Origin of the sequence: Streptomyces sp., assembly GCF_035563135.1 — a bacterium.
Lineage (GTDB): Bacteria > Actinomycetota > Actinomycetes > Streptomycetales > Streptomycetaceae > Streptomyces.
The window spans coordinates 1-18,427 of sequence record NZ_DATMVN010000270.1; the positions used below are offsets into that span (position 1 = coordinate 1).

Sequence of the window (18,427 nt, forward strand, 5' to 3'; positions counted from 1 at the left end):
CGGAGTCCGTGGGAGTGGGCCTGGGTGAGGGCGGGGTGGACGGCCCCGGTGTGCCGCTGGGCTGCGGGCCGATGATGATGCCGCCGCCGCCCTGGCCGGGGCCGCTCGGGCTGCCGGGGTCCTTGACCGGGGCCTCGGGAGCGCGGGGGCCTCCCGCGCCGGGGCTCTTCGGGATCACGCCCGTGCCGTCGGCGACGGGGTGGACACCCTTGCGGTAGAACTCCAGCCAGGACAGGACCGTACGCAGATAGGTGCCCGAGTGGTTGTAACTGAGGATCGCGCGGTCGAGGTCACCGCTCACCGAGAGGTCACGCGGCCCGGCGCAGAGGTAGTGGCCGGCCGCGAGAGCCGCGTCGTGGATGTTGCCGGGGTCCTTGCGCCCGTCGCCGTTCCCGTCCCTGCCCCAGTGCGCCCAGGTGGACGGGATGAACTGCATCGGGCCTACCGCCCGGTCGTACCGGGTGTCGCCGTCGTACACACCGCCGTCCGTGTCCCGGATGTCGGCGAAGCCCATGCCGTTGAGGACGGGGCCGAGGATCGGGGTCGGCGTGGTGCCGGCGGCGTCCACCCTTCCTCCGCCCGCGTGGCCCGACTCCACCTTGCCGATGGCCGCGAGCAACTGCCAGGGCAGCCGGCAGCCGGGGTCGGTGCGGCCGAGGACGCTCTGTGCCTTGCGGTAGGCGACGAGGACGGTGGCGGGGATGCCCGCCTCCGCCCGGGTCCGGTCGACGACGGGGCCGGGCTTCCTCCCCGTGCTCTTCGGCGGCTCCGGTGACTCCAGCGGGGGCAGCTCGGTGTGGTAGCTGTCGTCGTTGGGCACTTCGGACCAGACGATGTCGTCCGACGCGACGTTCTTCGTGTCGTCCGCCGTGCCGTCGCCGACGAGCCCGGGGGCCTGGGACGCGGTGAGCGCCGCCATGGCGGCGACGGCGGTGGCCGTGCCGCTGAGCCCGCGGCGCATGCTTCCGTTGAACCTCATGTGTCCTCCCTCTCCCGGGTCATCGGGTGAACGTGTCGATGGCCGCGATCCGCCAGGTGCCATCGCGGTGCACGGCGTCCACGGCGAACATGGCGGCCGCGTACGTCGTCTCCTCCTCCTTGCCGGTACGGGTGTTGCTCTGGTCGGCGAAGACCAGCAGCCGGGCCCGGTCGCCGTCGAGCTGTTCGACGCCGCTCTCGGTGACGGTCGTGGTGAGCACGAGTTTCTGCTTCGGCGCCTGCGCCCGTACCTCGGCGAGCATGTCCTTGTGCTGCTGGACGGCCTTGCCGGTCAGGTGTTTCCGCGCGGCCAGGTCGGATGTGCCGGGCGCGGCGTAGCTGTAGGAGAAGACCGCGCCCACGGCCTCGGTGATCTGTCCCTTCACCTCGCTGGTCCGGCTGATGTCGGTGAGGGCCGTGTTCTGCCGGGCGGGGTCGTCGCGCAGCTCCGCGGCCGAGGTGAACGACCATGCGGCGAACGCTCCGAGGAGGACGGTGGCCGCACAGAGCGCGGCGGGGAGCCGGATGCGGTGGCGGGGCGGCCCGGTGCGCGGAGGTCCGTCCCCGGCCGGCTCCTCCACCGCGAGGACTGCGTCGGCCGGTTCGCCGGCGGGTCCGTCGGCAGCTCCGGCGGCGTTCTCCGGTGCCGCCCCGGTGGGGTCCGCCGACTGGGGCTCCTTCTCCCGGGCCGTGGCCGAGCGGGGCGGGGCCGCGGAGACGGCGGCGAGCCGGCGGCGGCGGTTGACGAGGTGTCGGGTCGTCGACATGGGGGTGGTCCTCTCGGGCGGGGCGGTCGGGGGTTCAGCCGGCGGTGTTGCCGACGGGCGCCTGTCCGAGGGCGCTGAGCTTCCATCCGTCGGAGGTACGGGTCAGCCGGCCGAGCATCCGGCTCTCCTTCACCGCGGGCTTCCCCTCCGGAGCGGTCACCGTGACCCGCAGCGCCACCATCACCCCCGCCTTGCCGGCCCTGTCGTCGAGCTCGGTCACCGCTCCCGACAGGATCTCGGCGGTGCTGACGGTCCTGGCCGCCTCGATCTGTTCGACGAACGCCTCCCTCCCGTCGACGAGTTGCCGGTGCAGGTCGCCGGTGGTCGAGTCCTCCCAGCGGTCGAGCCCCTTCTCCAGCTGCGTGTGGTCGAGCGTGTTCATGTTCTGCACGGCCTGCTCCCCCGCGGCCAGGGCGTCGTCGCGGGCCTGGGCGTAGGCCGCCGAATCGTCGTGCGCCGCCTCGTAGTGCGACCAGCCGCCCCAGCCCGCCGTGCCGGCCGCCGCGACCGTCAGCGCGATCGCCGCCACCACCAGCGGATTCCCCGTCGTCCCTAGCCGTGCCATGGGTGCCTCTCCCCTACCTGGAGGTGATGTCGACGATGACCCAGCGGCCGCCGCGCAGTTCCGCCGTCACCGAGAGCTGGGCCGCCGCCGTGGTGGCGGCCTTCCCCTCGCGCTCGTACACCTGGTCGAGGAAGACGAGGAGGTGGGCGCTGCCGGTGCCGAGCCGGGTGACCCCGGCGCGTACGGCCTGCGAGGTGAGCGTGAGCTTCTGGTCGGCCGCCTGCTTCTCGACCTGGCCGAACAGCGCCGCGTACTGCTTCAGCGCCTTTCCCGCCAGGAGGCGCTTCGCCGCCTCCTTGGTGACGGCGGTGCTCTGCGGGCTGTACGAGAAGACCTTGCCCAGCGCACTGCTGACGTCGCCCGCGACCCGGGTGGTCTCCGCGGTGTCGGTGAGCGCGCGGTTCGCGGTGGCGGGGGTGTCCCGCAACTGCTGCGCCTCGACGAAGAACACGGCGCCGGCGGCCAGCAGGGCGAGGACCGGTAACGAGGCGAGAGAGCGGCGTCGGGATGCACGGCGCCGCGTGCCCGGTTGCCGGACCGCGTCTGCCTCTTCGTCCCGTACGGCTGCGTCCGGGTCCGTATGCGAGGGGTCTTCGATCGTGGTGTCCGTGGTCCGTCTCATCCGCCGCTCCCGGCCGGTATCGCGTCCAGTGCCTTGATCTTCCAGCCGTCCGAGGTGCGCGCCAGGGTCGCCTCGAAGCGTTTGCGTTCCGTGCCGCCCTTGCCGGTGCGCGGAGTGATCTCGACGTCCACGGTGGCGATCAGTGCCGCCGTGCCGGCCCGTTCGTCGAGTGCGGTGAGCGCCGCGTCCGTGACCTTGCCGCGGGCGGTGGCCCCCGTTTCGGTGAGCTCGGCGGTGTCCTTCTTCCGGTTGCTCCCCAGCCGGTCGTGCAGCGGCCCCGTGGAGGCGGCGAGCCAGGCCGTGAGCCCCGATCTCACACTCGCGGCGCTCCTGCCGTCCATGCTGTTCAGCCGCGCGAGGCGGTTCCTGCCGTCGGCGAGCGCGGCGTCACGCGCCTTGGCGTACGCCAGGGTGTCGTCACCGCGCGCCTGCGCGTAGGACCAGCCTCCGAGTGCGCAGACCAGCACGGCCGCGAGCATGACGGCCCATCCGCTCAGGCTCCTGGTACGGGCGTTCACGCGCCGCCTCCCAGGCCCAGCAGGCCGGCCATGCCGCCGGCCGTGTGCCCGGTGTCCCCGGTGGCGCCGAGGGCTCCGGGCAGCCCGTCCGGGCCGGAGCCGGGGAGCAGGGAGCCGGGCTCCGCCGGTTTCGGCACGCCACCGCCCCCGGGCGCGTTGGCGCTGCCGCGGACATTGATGCCGCTGCCGGGTGAGGATGCGCAGCGCGCCTCGGTGTTGACCGAGGGAGCGGGCGACACGTCCTTGCCGGGGCGGTAGGTGGTGGAGCCGTATCCGGCGGTGCAGGGCAGGGGCTCGAAGAAGGTGACGGACATCCCGAACCGGGCGTCCCCGTCCTCGTCGATGATGCTCGCCCCGGCCGCCGCGACCGCGGGAACCTTCACCAGCAGTTCCTCCAGACCCCGTTGGCGGGTGACGGCGACCTCGGAGGTGGTGAGGAGGTTCGCGACCACGACTCCGAAGCCGGGTTCGAGGTCGCGCAGCAGCCCGCTGATCTGGGCGGCGGCTCCGGGCGCCGTCGCGATCAGCCGGCGCAGGTCGGTGTCGGATCCCTTGAGTTCGGCGGCGAGTTCCTCGGCTCCGGACGCGAATCCCTTGAGTGCTTCGCCCTGTTCGGCCTGGGTGCGCAGGACCGTCTCACCGTCCGCCATCAGTCTGGTGGTGGTCGGCAGGGCCTCGTCGGCGGCGTCGACGAACTCGCTGCCGGTGTCGAGCAGGATCTGGAGGTCGTCGCCGCGTCCCTCGAACGCCGCGCCGAATTCCTCGACCACGGTGCGCAGAGCTTCGGTGTCGACGGAGGCGGTGAGGTCGTTGACGCTGGTGAGGACATCGGTGACAGGCGCGGGAATGGTGGTGTCGGCCTGGTCGATGACCGAGCCGTTCTCCAGGAAAGGGCCGTCCTTGCGGGTGGGCCGCAGGTCGATGTACTGCTCGCCGACCGCGGAGAGGCCGGCGACGACGGCGTGCAGGCTGTCGGGGATGGGTGGCGCGTCGTTCTCGATGCGCAGTTCGGCCTCGACGCCGTCGTCGGTGAGCTCGATCGGGCCGACCCGGCCGACGGAGACGCCCCGGTAGGTGATGTTGGAGTGGGTGAACAGTCCGCCTGTCCGAGGAAGTTGCACTTTCACGGTGTAGTAGCTGCGCAGACCCACGTAGTGGCCGAGGTCGGCGTACCGGACGCCCAGGTGGCCGAGGACGAGCACCGCGATGATCAGGAAGGCGATGTTCTTGAGCCGGATGGTGGGGGTGATCATCGGGGGGTGCCCTCCGTACCGGGTGCGGTGACCGACGGGAGCGGCAGGGGCAGTGCCGGGCCGGACTCCTGCCGGGTCCCGGACGCGGCCGGGGCGTCCGGGGTGAGTGCGGGGATGATCTGTGTGCCGGGCATGGCGGTGACGTCCAGGTAGACGTTGAGGTAGTCGCCCTTCACACCGCGCAGCACCTCGTCCGTGAACGGGTAGGTGAGCAGCACCTGCAGGGAGTCGGGGAGGTCGTCCCCGGAGTCGGCGAGCGCCGTGAGGGTAGGGGCGAGAGCCTTGAGGTCGGCGATCATGTCCGCTTTGCTCCTGTTGACCGTGTCGACGGCGACGGTGGAGAGCGTGTCGAGCGAGCGCAGCATGGTGAGGAGCGATCCGCGCTGCTTCTCCAGGACCTTCAGGCCCGGACTGAGTCCGGTGAGGACGGTTCCGACGTCCTGTTTGCGGGTGGCGAGCGTGGCGGCCAGCCGGTTGACGCCGTCGAGCGCGTCGGTGATGTCCCCCTTGTGGGTGTCCAGGTTGGTGACCAGCGTGTCGACGCGGCTCAGCATCGAGCGGATCTGGGGTTCCTGTCCGGCCAGTGCCTTGTTGAGCTCGGTGGTGATGGTCTTCAGCTGGGCGATGCCGCCGCCGTTGAGGAGCATGGACAGGGCGCCGAAGACCTCTTCGACCTCGGGGTTGCGGTTGGTGCGGACGAGCGGGATCCGGTCCCCGTCGGACAGTGAGCCCTCGGCCGTGCCTTCGGCGGGCGGTGACAGCTGGACGTACTTCTCACCGAGGAGGCTGGACTGTTCGAGGTGGGCGTAGGCGTTGGCCGGCATCTTGATCTTCCCGTTGACGCGCATGGTCACCTCGGCGGTCCAGCTGCCCGGAGTGAGGGAGATCTCGGTGACCCGGCCCACGGCCACGTCGTTGACCTTGACGGACGACTGCGGTGCGAGGCTGAGGACGTCCCCGAACTCGGCGGTGATCTCGTACGGGTGGTCGCCGAGGTCCGCGCCACCGGGCAGGGGGACCCCGCCGATGCCTCCGAACGACGGCAGACCGACGGTCGTGGCGACGAGCACGAAGCCGAGGCCTGCGGCGGCCAGGGCGCCGAGGCCCGTGACCGCACGGGTACCGGGTCCGCGCAGGGCGGGGCTCATCGGTCCACTTCCTTCTTCTCGCCCGTACCGGCCTTCTTCTTCGTGGTCCCGGGGTCCGCCGGGGTGCCGTAGACGGTGCCGACTGCGGGCAGCGGCAGGACGGGCAGAGCCTTCTGCCTGGTGGCGTCCACCGGGGCCAGCCCTTCGAGGCCGGCGGTTCCCGTCCCGGCTTCGACGAGCGGGCCGCCCATGGACAGCTCGTTGAGGTTCGTACGCCCGTTGAGGGTGCGGTTGCCCGGGTCGTAGGCGTTGAGCACGTTGCCTGCGGCGAGCGGCAGCGTGTCGAGCGACTCGGCGAGCGAGGCGCGCCGGTCGACCAGGGTCCGGGTGAGCGGCACCAGGAGGTCCACGTTCTTCTTCAGGGCGCCGCGGTTCTTCTGGATGAAGCTCTTGACCTGGCCGAGTGCGGTGCCGAGCTCCTTCAGCGCCGCGCTGAGATTCTCCTTGTCGTCGGCGAGGAAGCCGGTGACGGAGTTGAGCTGCTGCTCCGCTGTCCGCACCTCGCTGTCCTTCTCCTTCAGCATGGTGGTGAAGGTCTGGAGGTGGGAGAGCGTGTCGAAGAGGTTGCCGCTGCTCCTGTCGAGCGTCTTCGTCGCCTTGCCGAACTGTTCGATCGAGTCCCCGATGGCCTCTCCGTTGCCCTTGAGGTTCCTGGAGCCTGTCGCGAGGAGTTCGGAGAGCGCTCCGCCGGCGTTGGCACCGTCGGGGCCGAGGGCCGTGGAGAGCTCCGTGATCGACTCGTAGAGCTGGTCCACCTCGATGGGCATGGCGTTGTCCGCGGCGGGCAGGACGGCTCCGCCCTCCAGTTGCGCTCCCCCGGTGTAGGCCGGAGCGAGCTGGACGTACCGGTCGGCGACGAGGCTGGGAGCGACGACGACGGCGTGCGCGTCCGCGGGGACCTTGATCCCCTTGTCGAGCCGCAGGGTGATCCGGACCTCCTCGCCGCGCGGTTCCACCGTTTCGACGGTGCCCGCCCTGACCCCGAGGATCCGCAGGTCCGACCCGGGGTACACACCGGTGGCCCGGTCGAAGTAGGCGGTGATGGTGGTCGTGCCCTCCTGGTCCATGGCCGTCACGCCCGAGCCGACGGCCACGGCCACGACGGCGAGGCCGGCTCCGATGCCGATGATGCGGGTGCGTCTCATGTCAGCGGCCCCCCTGCTTCGGCGGCATGCAGTCGTTCTCGGGGGGTGTGTCCTTCGGGAGGTAGTTCTCGGGGACGACCCCGCAGACGTAGTTGTCGAACCAGCGGCCGTTGCCGAGGGTGTTGCCGACGAGCCGGTTGTACGCGCCGGCCATGGAGAGCACCTTGTCGAGGCTCTTGCGGTTCTTCACCAGGACGGTGGTGACCCGGCCCAGCGATTCGAGCGTGGGCTGCAACTGCTTGTCGTTGTCGGTGACGAGACCGGTGAGCTGGGTGCCCAGGTCGCGGGTGCCGGTGAGCAGCAGGTGGATGGAGTCGCGCCGGGCCTGGATCTCGCCGAGGAGCAGGTTGCCGTCCTCCAGGAGGGTCTCGAAGCTGCTCTTCTTCGTGGCGAGCGTCCTGGTGAGCTGCTTGCTGCCCTTGAGGAGGGTGGCGAGCTGTGCGTCGCGCTCGGAGACCGTCCTGGACAGTGCGGAGAGCCCTTCCGCGGCGCTGCGCACGTCGGGCGGTGAGTTCTCGAAGGTGTCCGAGATGGTCTCGAAGCTCTTGGCGAGCTGGGCGGTGTCGATCTCCTCGATGGTCTCGCCGAGTCCGTTGAACGCCTGGGTGACGTCGTACGGGGAGGTGGTCCGGCTCGACGTGATGCGGGAGCCGGGGTCCTGCGGCGCGTCACCGAGCGGGTCGACGGCGAGGTACTTCTCGCCCAGGAGGGTCTTGACGGCGATGCCGACGGTGGAGGCGTTGCCGATCCAGGCGTCCTTCACCTCGAAGTCGACCTTCACCTCGGCGCCGTCCAGCGAGACCCCGGTGACCTCTCCGACCTTCACGCCGGCGATCCGCACCTCGTCGCCGGCGTCCAGCCCGGCGGACTCGGTGAAGTCGGCGCTGTAGGCGGTGCCGCCGCCGATGAAGGGCAGGGCGTCGGCGCGGTAGGCGGCGAGCCCGGCCAGGGCCAGGACGAGGAGTCCGATGACGCCGATGGTGACGGGGTTGCGCTCCCGTACGGGTCTGATCCTCATCCGGTGCACCTCGGTCCGCCGATCGTGATGCCGGTGGGCGGGGCGCTGCCGTCCTCGGTCGTCACACCGGCGACCTTCGCCTCGCACAGGTAGAGGTTGAGCCAGGAGCCGTAGGAGGTGAGACGGGTGATCGCCGCCATCTTGGCGGGCGTCTTCTCCAGGAAGCTCTCGATCTTCGGTGCGTTCCTGTCGAGCTGCCCGGTGAGCCTCCCGAGCTCCGCGATGTCCTTCTTCAGGGGCGCACGGCCGTCCTGCAGGAGGTCCGCGGTGACGGTGGTGAGCGCCCCCATCGCCGTGACGGCGTCGCCGAGCGGTTCGCGGTCGCCGGAGAAGCCCTTGACGAGCTTCTCCAGGGTGAGGACGAGGTCGTCGAAACCCGCCTCACGGTCGTTGACGGTCTTGAGAACCGTGTTGAGGTTCTTGATCACCTCACCGATCACCTTGTCCTTGGCCGCGACGGTGCCGGTCAGTGATCCGACGTGGGAGAGGATGCTGTCGACGGTGCCGCCCTCGCCCTGGAGGACCTGCACGATGGAGCCGGCGAGCTGGTTGACGTCCGGTGGGGAGAGCCCTTCGAAGAGGGGCTGGAAGCCGTTGAAGAGCTGGGTGAGGTCGAGCGCGGGAGTGGTGCGCGACAGCGGGATCGTCGCCCCGGACCTGAAGGCCGCCCCCACGGGCCCGGCGCCCTGGCCGAGGTCGATGTAGCGCTGGCCGACCATGTTGAGGTACTTGATCGACGCGGTCACCGACGCGGGCAGTCTGCGGCCCTTGCGTACGGCGAAGCCGACTTCGGCCTGGCGTCTGTCGGCGACCCGGATGGACTCGACCTGCCCGATCCTGACGCCCGCGATCCTGACGCTGTCGCCGACGACCAGTCCGGTGGCGTCGGTGAACCTGGCCTTGTACGAGGTGGTGTCGCCGACGCCGGTGCCGGCGATGGACAGCGCCAGGACGGTGGTGGCCAGCGAGGTCACCACGACGAAGACGAGGGATTTCACGAGCGGTCCCGTGAGGGAACGGCGCTTCACTTGAGCTTCACCTCCGCTCCGCGGAAGGCCGGACCGATGAGCACGCTGCTCCAGTCGGGCAGGGACCGCGGCTGGACTTCGAGTGAGGGGGCGACGAGTTCGTTGACGAGCCGGCTCTCCTGCGGGGAGTTCGGCATGCCGAGCGCGCTGTCGGCGGCTTCGGGCGCTCGGGGTGCCCGGGGGGCTCCCGCGTCACCGGTGTCCCGTTCCGGGTCAAAGGTCCTGCGCGCGTCGGCAGTCGGCACCGCTCCGCCGGTGTACGGCACCGAGTAGCAGTGCGGGCCGCCGGTGGCGTCGTAGACCGGGGTGTCCTTGCCTGCCACGTACTTGCCCTTGGACTCCACGGCCTTGACGGTGACGTGGAGTCCCGGCTCGTCGGTGCCTTTGCCCAGCGCCTTGTCCATGGCGGGGACGAACCCGGCCATGGTGCGCAGGGTGCAGGGGAAGGCGTCGGAGTACTCCGCGAGGAGTTCCAGCGTCGGACGGCCGGAGGCGGAGAGGCGGATGAGGTTGTCCTTGTTCTTCCGCAGGAAGGCGGTGACGTCGTTGGCGGAGGCGGTGGTGGACCCGTACAGGCCGGCGAGTTCCGCCTGCTGTTCGGCGATCGTCCCGCTGGTGGTGGTGAAGTCGGTGAGCGCGTCCAGGACGTCGGGGGCGGCGTCCGCGTAGACATGACTGACCTTGACCAGTTCCTTGATGTCCGCGTTGAGCTTGGGGAGTTGGGGGTTGAACTCCTTCAGGTGCGCGTCGAGGGTGACCAGGGTGTCGCCGAGCTTCTCGCCGCGTCCTCCGAGTGCCTGGGACACGGCGCCCAGGGTCGCGGCGAGCTTCTCCGGCTTGACGGCGGTCAGCATCGGCAGGACGTTGTCGAGGACCTCCTCCAGCTCGATCGCGTTGCTGGAGCGGTCCTGCGGGATCACCGCCCCGGCCCGCAGGGTCTCGACGGAGGGGACGGCGGGCGGCACGAGGGCCACGAACCGTTCCCCGAAGAGGGTGGTGGGCAGCATCTGCGCGGTGACATCGGCCGGTATCCGGTCGAGCCGGTCCGGCTCGATCGCGAGGGTGAGCCGGGCCCCGTCGCCGTCGGCCGCTATGTGGCGCACCTCGCCCACCACGACGCCGCGCAGCTTCACCTCGGCGTTGTCGTGCATCTCGTTGCCGACGCTCCCGGTGCGTACGGTCACGGTGGCGTCGTCGGTGAAGTCCTTCTCGTACACCGAGACCGAGACCCATACGAGGACGGCGGGCACGAGCACGAAGGCCACGCCGGCGAGTCTGCGGCGCACCGTCTGCGCCGTGGAGGAGGACATCAGCCGGCCACCTTCACCGTGGTCGTCGCACCCCAGATGGCGAGCGAGAGGAAGAAGTCGGTGACGCTGATGAGCACGATGGCGTTGCGCACCGACCGGCCCACGGCCACGCCCACTCCGGCGGGGCCGCCGGTCGCGTGGAAGCCGTAGTAGCAGTGGGCGAGGATCACCAGCACGCTGAAGATCAGCACCTTGAGCACCGACAGCAGTACGTCGTCCGGGGAGAGGAAGAGATTGAAGTAGTGGTCGTAGGTGCCCGCCGACTGCCCGTTGAACAGGACGGTGATGTAGCGGGACGCCAGGTAGGAGGAGAGCAGCCCGATCGCGTACAGCGGGATGATGGCGACCACGCCGGCGATGATCCGCGTGGTGACGAGGTAGGGCATGGAGCGCACGCCCATCGCTTCGAGCGCGTCCACCTCCTCGTTGATCCGCATCGCGCCGAGCTGCGCCGTGAAGCCGGCACCGACGGTCGCGGAGAGGGCCAGACCCGCGACGAGCGGGGCGATCTCGCGGGTGTTGAAGTAGGCGGAGATGAAGCCGGTGAAGGCGGAGGTGCCGATCTGGTCGAGGGCGGCGTACCCCTGGAGGCCGACGACCGAGCCGGTGGCGAGGGTCATCGCGATCATCACGCCGATGGTTCCGCCGACGACCCCGAGACCGCCGCTGCCGAAGGCGACCTCGGCGAGGAGCCGCTGCACCTCCCTGAGGTAGCGGCGCAGGGTCCTGGGGATCCAGATCAGGGCGCGTACGTAGAAGGTGAGCTGGTCGCCGGAGCGGTCCAGCCAGCCGAGCACCGACATCGCTCAGCCCCCCTTCGGGGGGACGATCTGGAGGTAGATCGCCGTGAGGACCATGTTGACGGCGAACAGCAGCATGAAGGTGATGACGACGGACTGGTTGACCGCGTCGCCCACTCCCTTGGGACCGCCGCGTGGGTTCAGTCCCCGGTACGCGGCGACGATGCCGGCGATGAAGCCGAAGACGAGCGCCTTGAGTTCGCCGATGTAGAGGTCGGGAAGCTGGGCGAGGGCGGAGAAGCTCGCGAGGTAGGCGCCGGGTGTTCCGCCCTGCATGATCACGTTGAAGAAGTAGCCGCCGAGCGTGCCCACGACGGAGACCAGCCCGTTGAGCAGGACGGCGACGGACATGGTGGCCAGCACGCGCGGGACGACGAGACGCTGGATGGGTGAGACGCCCATGACCTCCATCGCGTCGAGCTCCTCGCGGATCTTGCGGGAACCCAGGTCGGCGCAGATGGCGGAGCCGGCCGCCCCGGCGATCAGCAGGGCCACGATGAGCGGGCTGGCCTGCTGGATGACGGCGAGGACGCTCGCGCCGCCGGTGAAGGACTGGGCGCCCAGCTGCTCGGTGAGGGAACCGACCTGGAGGGCGATGACGGCGCCGAACGGGATGGAGACGAGGGCGGCGGGCAGGATGGTGACGCTGGCGACGAACCAGAACTGCTCGATGAACTCCCGCACCTGGAAAGGCCGTCGGAAGACGGCCCGGGAGACCGCCAGAGCGAGGGCGAACAGCTGGCCGGTCTGGCGCAGCGGGGCGAGGAGCCGCGAGGGCCTCCTTGGCCGCGGCGTCCTCTCCCGCGCCTCTTCGGTGGCCGGACCGGGCGGGCGCACGGGCAGCGGTGCCGTCATCGGCGCCCACCGTCCAAGGTCGGCGTGTAGCTGTTCATGATGGCCGTACGGGCGGCCTCCGGCAGCCGGCCCATCATGGAGACGACCCGCTCCCGGCGGCGCAGGGCCGCCTGTCGTACGGGCATTCCGGGTGAGGGTTCCAGCTGGGGTACGACGGTGCGCGGGGCGGCACGGCCGTGCCCGGTGCCGTTCGTCCGCTCGGCGGCCAGGGTGGCCGCGTCCTTCTCCTCGGACATACCGATGGGGCCTTCCCGGCGTCCCGCGAGGAACTGCGCGACGACGGGCGTGTCACTGGTGAGCAGAACCTCGCGCGGGCCGAAGGTGACGAGGTTGCGGCAGAACAGCATGCCCATGTTGTCGGGGACGGTGGCCGCGATGTCGAGGTTGTGGGTGACGATGAGCATCGTCGCGTCGATCTGTGCGTTGAGATCGATGAGGAGCTGTGAGAGGTAGGCCGTGCGGACCGGGTCGAGTCCGGAGTCCGGTTCGTCGCAGAGGATGATCTGAGGGTCCAGCACGAGGGCACGGGCGAGGCCGGCCCGTTTGCGCATACCACCGGAGATCTCGCCCGGCAGCTTTCCCTCCGCGCCGAGCAGACCGACGATGTCGATCCGCTCCATGACGATGCGACGGATCTCGGATTCCGGCTTGCGGGTGTGTTCACGCAAGGGGAAGGCGATGTTGTCGAAGAGCGACATCGAGCCGAAGAGGGCACCGTCCTGGAACATGAGCCCGAACAGCTTGCGGGTCTCCATGATGTCGCGCTCGGGGCTGTTCACCATGTCGACGCCGTTGATGAGGACGCGGCCCTTTTCCGGCTTCAGCAACCCGATGATGGATTTCAGGAAGACGGTCTTCCCGGTACCGGAAGGGCCGAGCATGACGCTCACCTCACCGGCCGGCAGCGTGAGACTGACGTCCTGCCAGATGTTCTGCTTGCCGAAGGACTTCGTCAGGCCTTCGACGACTACTTCGATTCCCATCGGCCCTCCCTCGCATTGGTGGTGAACGACCTCATCTGTCAGCGCTCCGGCTCCGGTACATACAAGGACGGCTCGTCACACATGCACCAGGAGGCGCACGCTATGTCCGCCGAATCCGCCAGGACAAGCCGTTGAACAGCGGAAATCGCCGGAAGTGGATCTCCGGGTGGATCACTTGTCACCGAATGACAAACCCGTCCGGCGACTTTGTCGGATTCTGCGCAAGCTCTCCGTGCGCACCGGGGCCCCGCAGCCCGGAGGGCCGGAGCCGCGAACCCCCGGCGATCGGGAGAACCCCGCTCCGGCGGAAGGGTGCAGGACCGGAGGAACTCCCGGAGGAATCCCGGTCCAAGGGGGCGCCACCAGGACTCCACGCGCTTCGAACGAGCAGGTACGGATGTGTTTCCGAGCCGCTCAAGCGGGACGCTACGCGTCGGTAACCTGAGTCCGCAATAGCGCTTCACCAATTTTCTCCGGGCCGGCCGAGCCACCCCTTTTTCTTGTTCCTCGGTGAGTGATCGGCGCACGAAACCTATCGAAAAGTGATGCCTGCCGGAGGGAGGTGACCGGCCGCAGCAACCGTTTTCGACATGCGGAAGCCCGCCCCGACCAGGGTTCCTTCGGTCGGGGCGGGCTCATGGGCGGTCAGCGGTGGGCGCATGAAGTGACAAGAATCAGGACGCGACGCCCATGCAGCTCCTTTCGGCTACTGCACCGAGGAGTGCCAGCTCTCGGCGAACTCCTTACCGGCGTCGGGCACCGACAGGCCCGGGGCCGTGAGACCCATGGTGGAGGTCCTGGCGTCGTTCAGGACGAGGTTGCTGGTCCCTGCCGCCGCGGGCAGTCCGACCTTGAGGTCGATCGCCCAGCTGAGGAGGCCGCCGAGGCCGCAGCCGGTGGCCTTCGGCACGGAGAACCGGTTGTCCCCCTGACCGGCACCGGACAGAGCGAACTGGATCAGTGAGCCCTCGTCCGGGTTGTCCGTGCCGTCACCGTTGAACCTCGAGACGGCCAGCGACGGCATGCTCAGGTTACCGGGGTGCAGGACCACGGGGTTGCTGTTACTGCCTATGTAGCACTTGGAGCCGAGCAGCGGATTGTCCAGCCGGATCTTGACGGGCAGCGTGACGATCGGCCCGGAGGATATGCCCGCCACCAGACTGAAGTCGGTCGGCGTGCCGGCGGATTCGACGGTGGCGGTCACCTTGTTGAGGGTCGCGTTCGTGATCTGGCCGCACACGGCGGTGACGACCGGCACGTCGCTCGGGCACATGATGCCGAGCAGGCCGCCGGGAATCGTGGTCCTGCCGCTGACGAGGGAGCCTTCCGGCGGCGGGACGACCGTGTAGGTCCCCTGCGCCGGGTGCTGGATGACACCGAACTGCAGATTCGTCGAGCCGGTCGTCGCCTCGGTGTTGCCCAGCTTGATCGTCCCGTTGGGCGAGGTGGACGTCACGCACAGGGGCACGTCGGTGTCGCCGTCCGCCGCGAGCATGGCGGGGGCGTCCACCGGACAGCGGTCGAACGGGGCCCAGCCGCCGCTGAGCTGGGCCGCCGCAGTGGCGGCACCGGCCGGTGACACGGTCAGGGGCATGACCAAAGCGGCTGACGCGGCGACGGCACCGGCGGCCTTGGTCCAGGTCTTCGAGGCAGATCCCATTGTTCCCTCAATTCGGTTGGAGCCGCTGGGGTTTGCTGTAATCGGCATGATGGTCGGGTGCGACTGCAGGGTCAGCGCGTCGCCTTGGGGATGTCCTGAGGCTGGTGCTCAGGCGTGCAGGCAGAACCGGTCGAGGGGACACAAGGCGCCCCCTGTACCTGCTTGACGAATCCGGGAGATCCGGACAGGGAGGCGGTGAAGACGCTGTCCAGATCCTCATCCACACCGCACCCCTCGAAGGGCGGGATCGTCACCGACCCCGTCAGTTCCCCTCCTGTCACCACGGTGTAGCCCTCGTTTCCCTTCTCCGCCTCCCAGGTCCCCAGGCCGGCGAGCGAGAGCCGGAACGGCCGCTCCGTACGGCAGTTCTTCCCCACGTCCAGCGCGACACCGTTGACCTTCACGTCGTACAGCCTGAGGACGAAATCCATGTCGACGGTGGTGGTGGTCCTGGTGAAACCGCTGTTGAGGACATCTGTGACGCCGTGGGACACCACGTTGCGGTCCTCCGGGGAGCCGGCCTCGGGAGGAATCTGCGTCATCTCGAGAGTGGCGGTCGTCGGCATGAACCCGAACGTCAGGAACGTCCCCGTGGTGGGCGGAAGCTGCGGCTTCCCCCGGTAGTCCAGCACGATCGCCGCGTTCAGGATCGCGTGTACGTAGGGGTACTCGAAATAGTTGTCGCCGTCATACGTATGGATCCGTGCGCACGCAGGGGGGAATTTGGTGGCGCCGTCGAGTTTGGTCACGTTCGCGTAGCCGGCGACGTAGGTGACCATGTCGCGGCCTTCCTCGTTCATCGGGTCCCCGACGCACGGGGGCACAGAAGCCGGCACGGGCCCCTTCGCCCTTGTCCCGACCTCAGGCGCGACGGGTCGCCCCTGCTCCTCGTCGCCCTCGGGCCACTCGTCGGACGCGGACGGTCCGGGCGTGGGCGTCCCGGCATCACCGCCCTCGACGCCGACCGTCGCCACGGTCGTCTCCTGGCCCGCGTCCACCACGCACCTCACGGAGGTACCCGGCGGTTCCGCCGGAGCGCCGTCGGCCTTCTTCATGGTCAGTTCGACCGAGAGGGCGGAGGCGTTGAACGACAGGTCACCCGACGCGCCGGGTTTCACATAGGGGACGCTCCCCGCCGTACTCAGTGTCAGGCCGCCGGCCTCGGGGACCGGTGCCGGCTCGGCGGTCGTCCCGATCCACTCCGTCCGGGCGTGCTGGTCCTCCTGGGCGACATCGACCAGAAGCTGTGCCTCCGCGCTCACGGCCGCCGCTCCGGAGTCCGCGAGGCCGGCCGTCACCTCCTCGGGCAGAGTCAGCTCCAGCACCATCCCCTCCGGCTGGATCACCTGGCCGGCCTGAGCCGATTCGGGGACTTCCACGGCTGTCCGGACCTTCACCGGCTGCTTCCCTTCAGGGAAGTCGCAGGTGGAGGCAAGCTCCGTGACGATCTCCTGCACACCGGGCGCGGCCTGAGCACCGGGGACCATCCCCCCGAGCAGCACAGCCGTGGCCACCGCGGCGCCACGCGCCGTGCGCCTGCGTGTTCCCGTCATACGACTACCCCTCACTGGCGAGGTCCCCTCTCCGGCAGACCGGACGTACTGCGTGCGGTCGACGCCCACGGGGCGGACGTATCGGCGATCGGAGCCGGCGGAGAGCATCCGGGGCGACGGCGGAGCCGGCCGCCGTCGCGGGCCCCTGAAGAACCTGCGCACAGTTGACTTCTCCGATTCGGCAACGGGTGGGGCCGGCACAGGCTGTCAGGCACGGGGATCGCACGGCGGGCGGACCCACCGTGCGATCCCCGGTCGCCCTTCACCGGGCTCCTGACCGGATCAGGGGGTGTACACGATGGTCGGCTTGGTGGTGGTCCCGGTCTTGACCGCGTTGTACTTGGCGGTGTAGGTCGGGTGCTGGCCCACGGCCGCGATGCCGGCGCAGCCCGCGGAGGCGGTCGCGACGGTCAGCTGGTAGGTGGCGTTGTTGCCGATCGTGAGCTGGCCGAGGGAGTTGCTGTAGGAGGCCGTGACGTTACCCGTCACGGTGAAGGTGCAGGTGAGAACCGACAGCGTGGCCTTCACACCGGAGATGTACCCGGTGGTGGTTCCGGCGCTGTAGGTGTTCGCCTTCAGCGCCCACGCCGGGGAGGTGTTGGCGGTCGGCGTCACCGGCCCGAACGGGCTGGTGCACCCGCTCCAGGTCAGCGGGGCGATGGTGCCGACCGTCACGTTCGAGGTGCCGGAGGCGCTCTGCAGAACGGCCGAGGCCGCCGATGACGTACAGGTCAGCGGGATGCCGTTGAGGCTGAGCGAGACGGTGCCGGTGGAGGTGGCCGAGACCGGCACCGGCGAGGGCGCGGGGCTGACGGTCCAGGTCGGAGCGGCGACGCCGGCGCTGGCGGTGGTGGCGCCGAGCGTGACTGCTGCGGCGGCGGCACCGGCCGCCAGCGCGATCTTTCTCAGAGAGTTGCGCACAGTGATTTCCTCCGATTCGACAGTGCGAGCGCACTGTTGCGGGGACAGCACCCGAATTCCTGCAAAGGCGCAGGGAGTGCCGCGATGAATCGTGTTGCGTGGGGGCCGTGCTGCTCGTTCAGCCACACACGTTCTGTGACAGGGCGTGACGTTACTTGCGGGAAACTTCGAACACAATCCTGTGGGTCAAGATTGGTTCGGCAAGTTTTTTTCCTCGTCAACAGGTCACTAATTCACGCGGTGCACTTGTCATTTGGTGCGCAATATTCCCGGGGAAGGGGACAGGACGTCCGCAGCCGCGGCCCGGCCCGGCCGTCGGCCTCGCGGCGGCACCCGCCACACGGTTCACGGCCGAAAACATTGTCCGGAAGTGAGTATTTCCCGCCCCACCTGCACCGAAGCACCACAACAGGGCCCTCCTGTGCACCTTTTACGATTGGATCCTGTCCAGACGGTGTGCACTCCGCCCGACTTGGTCTATCTTCGGCGCCGATGTTGGTATACACCTGTCGGTCCGTGGGAGCGCTTTCCCCACATGCTCCCCCCACGCCGGACCCAGGAGAGCAAGGGGACGGTCATGCCGAGACTTATCCAGCCGCTGGACACCGGAGACCCGCTGGGGCCCCTCCCGCAGGAGTTCGCCGCGATCATGCGGCCCGAACTTCCGAGCCTGATCAAAGAGATAGGCATGGAAGTGACCCGTGCCTATCCGGAATACGCGCGTCTGCTGAACGGCCCCAACGGCGCGTCCATCCGGATGGGTGTCGAACAGAGCCTTTCCTCCTTCGTCGACCTGGTCGCCGAACCCACGGCCCCCACGGTGCTGCGCGACGACATGTGCCGGAGATTCGGCAGGTTCGAGGCGTACGAGGGCCGCACCATGGACGCTCTGCAGGGTGCGTACCGGCTGGGCGCGCGGGTCGCGCTGCGGCGGGCGAAGAAGGTGGGCCGGAGTCACCACTTCTCCCCGGCGCTGATGCTCAGCTTCGCCGACGCGCTGTTCGCGTACGTCGACGAGCTCGAGTCGCTGTCCCGCGAGGGTTACCTGGAGGTGCAGGCCCAGTCCGACCAGCAGGGAGAGGCGGTACGCCGCCGGCTGCTGCATCTGATCCTCACCGGCAGGCCCGTACCCCGCAGCGCCATCGCCGAGCTGTGCGAGCAGACCGGATGGACGCTTCCCGAACAGGTCACGCTCGTCGCGGTGCGCGCCCCGGCCGGCTTCGACCGGATCAGCGCGGACCACGACGTCCTGATCGACCCCGGTGACCCGCAGCCGCACCTGCTGATCCCAGGGCCGGTGGAC

The 18,427-nt window shown here is 69.5% G+C and carries 17 protein-coding genes and 1 pseudogene; 1 reads left to right on the forward strand and 17 read right to left on the reverse strand.

Translation table 11 applies throughout. The features are described from left to right. The 17 genes from VN520_RS11720 to VN520_RS11800 form a co-directional block, all read right to left on the reverse strand. A partial coding sequence (locus tag VN520_RS11720) for a lytic transglycosylase domain-containing protein (RefSeq protein ID WP_325746820.1) occupies window positions 1-979 on the reverse strand: 979 nt, incomplete at its 3' end. A gap of 19 nt (window positions 980-998) precedes the next feature. Beyond that, window positions 999-1,745, reverse strand: coding sequence for a hypothetical protein (locus tag VN520_RS11725; protein WP_325746821.1), 747 nt, complete (start codon window positions 1,743-1,745; stop codon window positions 999-1,001). A gap of 34 nt (window positions 1,746-1,779) precedes the next feature. Then, window positions 1,780-2,310: a hypothetical protein gene (locus VN520_RS11730; protein WP_325746822.1), complete on the reverse strand. Its 531-nt coding sequence runs from the start codon at window positions 2,308-2,310 to the stop codon at window positions 1,780-1,782. Between the two features lie 13 nt (window positions 2,311-2,323). Continuing rightward, the gene (locus VN520_RS11735; protein WP_325746823.1) at window positions 2,324-2,932 is read right to left on the reverse strand and encodes a hypothetical protein; all 609 of its coding nucleotides are present in this window, start codon (window positions 2,930-2,932) and stop codon (window positions 2,324-2,326) included. Then, the gene (locus tag VN520_RS11740; RefSeq protein ID WP_325746824.1) at window positions 2,929-3,450 is read right to left on the reverse strand and encodes a hypothetical protein; all 522 of its coding nucleotides are present in this window, start codon (window positions 3,448-3,450) and stop codon (window positions 2,929-2,931) included. The genes VN520_RS11735 and VN520_RS11740 overlap by 4 nt, the downstream gene beginning before the upstream one ends. Continuing rightward, a complete protein-coding gene (locus VN520_RS11745; protein WP_325746825.1) occupies window positions 3,447-4,703 on the reverse strand; it encodes an MlaD family protein in 1,257 nt (418 codons plus the stop codon). The genes VN520_RS11740 and VN520_RS11745 overlap by 4 nt, the downstream gene beginning before the upstream one ends. Then, window positions 4,700-5,851 (reverse strand): MCE family protein, encoded by a 1,152-nt coding sequence (locus tag VN520_RS11750; RefSeq protein WP_325746826.1) that lies wholly within the window; start codon window positions 5,849-5,851, stop codon window positions 4,700-4,702. The genes VN520_RS11745 and VN520_RS11750 overlap by 4 nt, the downstream gene beginning before the upstream one ends. Continuing rightward, entirely contained in the window at window positions 5,848-6,996 is a 1,149-nt protein-coding gene (locus tag VN520_RS11755) for an MCE family protein (protein ID WP_325746827.1), read from the reverse strand. The genes VN520_RS11750 and VN520_RS11755 overlap by 4 nt, the downstream gene beginning before the upstream one ends. Before the next feature lies 1 nt (window position 6,997). Further along, a complete protein-coding gene (locus VN520_RS11760) occupies window positions 6,998-8,014 on the reverse strand; it encodes an MCE family protein (RefSeq protein WP_325746828.1) in 1,017 nt (338 codons plus the stop codon). Next, entirely contained in the window at window positions 8,011-9,042 is a 1,032-nt protein-coding gene (locus VN520_RS11765; protein ID WP_325746829.1) for an MCE family protein, read from the reverse strand. Before VN520_RS11765 ends, VN520_RS11760 begins: the two co-directional genes overlap by 4 nt. Further along, window positions 9,039-10,352 carry an MCE family protein gene (locus VN520_RS11770; RefSeq protein ID WP_325746830.1) on the reverse strand — a complete coding sequence of 438 codons (1,314 nt, stop codon included), beginning with the start codon at window positions 10,350-10,352 and terminating at the stop codon, window positions 9,039-9,041. The genes VN520_RS11765 and VN520_RS11770 overlap by 4 nt, the downstream gene beginning before the upstream one ends. Continuing rightward, window positions 10,352-11,155: an ABC transporter permease gene (locus tag VN520_RS11775; RefSeq protein WP_325746831.1), complete on the reverse strand. Its 804-nt coding sequence runs from the start codon at window positions 11,153-11,155 to the stop codon at window positions 10,352-10,354. The genes VN520_RS11770 and VN520_RS11775 overlap by 1 nt, the downstream gene beginning before the upstream one ends. Window positions 11,156-11,158: 3 nt before the next feature. Next, window positions 11,159-12,007, reverse strand: coding sequence for an ABC transporter permease (locus tag VN520_RS11780; RefSeq protein ID WP_325746832.1), 849 nt, complete (start codon window positions 12,005-12,007; stop codon window positions 11,159-11,161). Continuing rightward, window positions 12,004-12,990 carry an ABC transporter ATP-binding protein gene (locus VN520_RS11785; protein ID WP_325746833.1) on the reverse strand — a complete coding sequence of 329 codons (987 nt, stop codon included), beginning with the start codon at window positions 12,988-12,990 and terminating at the stop codon, window positions 12,004-12,006. The genes VN520_RS11780 and VN520_RS11785 overlap by 4 nt, the downstream gene beginning before the upstream one ends. 706 nt (window positions 12,991-13,696) lie before the next feature. Beyond that, window positions 13,697-14,650, reverse strand: coding sequence for a hypothetical protein (locus tag VN520_RS11790; RefSeq protein WP_325746834.1), 954 nt, complete (start codon window positions 14,648-14,650; stop codon window positions 13,697-13,699). Window positions 14,651-14,721: 71 nt separating this feature from the next. Beyond that, the gene (locus VN520_RS11795; RefSeq protein ID WP_325746835.1) at window positions 14,722-16,203 is read right to left on the reverse strand and encodes a DUF6801 domain-containing protein; all 1,482 of its coding nucleotides are present in this window, start codon (window positions 16,201-16,203) and stop codon (window positions 14,722-14,724) included. A gap of 282 nt (window positions 16,204-16,485) precedes the next feature. Then, complete coding sequence (locus VN520_RS11800) at window positions 16,486-17,124, reverse strand: hypothetical protein (protein ID WP_325746836.1); 639 nt, start codon at window positions 17,122-17,124, stop codon at window positions 16,486-16,488. Window positions 17,125-17,701: 577 nt separating this feature from the next. Between VN520_RS11800 and VN520_RS11805 the strand changes: the two are divergent. Then, window positions 17,702-18,427: pseudogene (locus tag VN520_RS11805) on the forward strand (PucR family transcriptional regulator); the annotation flags it as partial.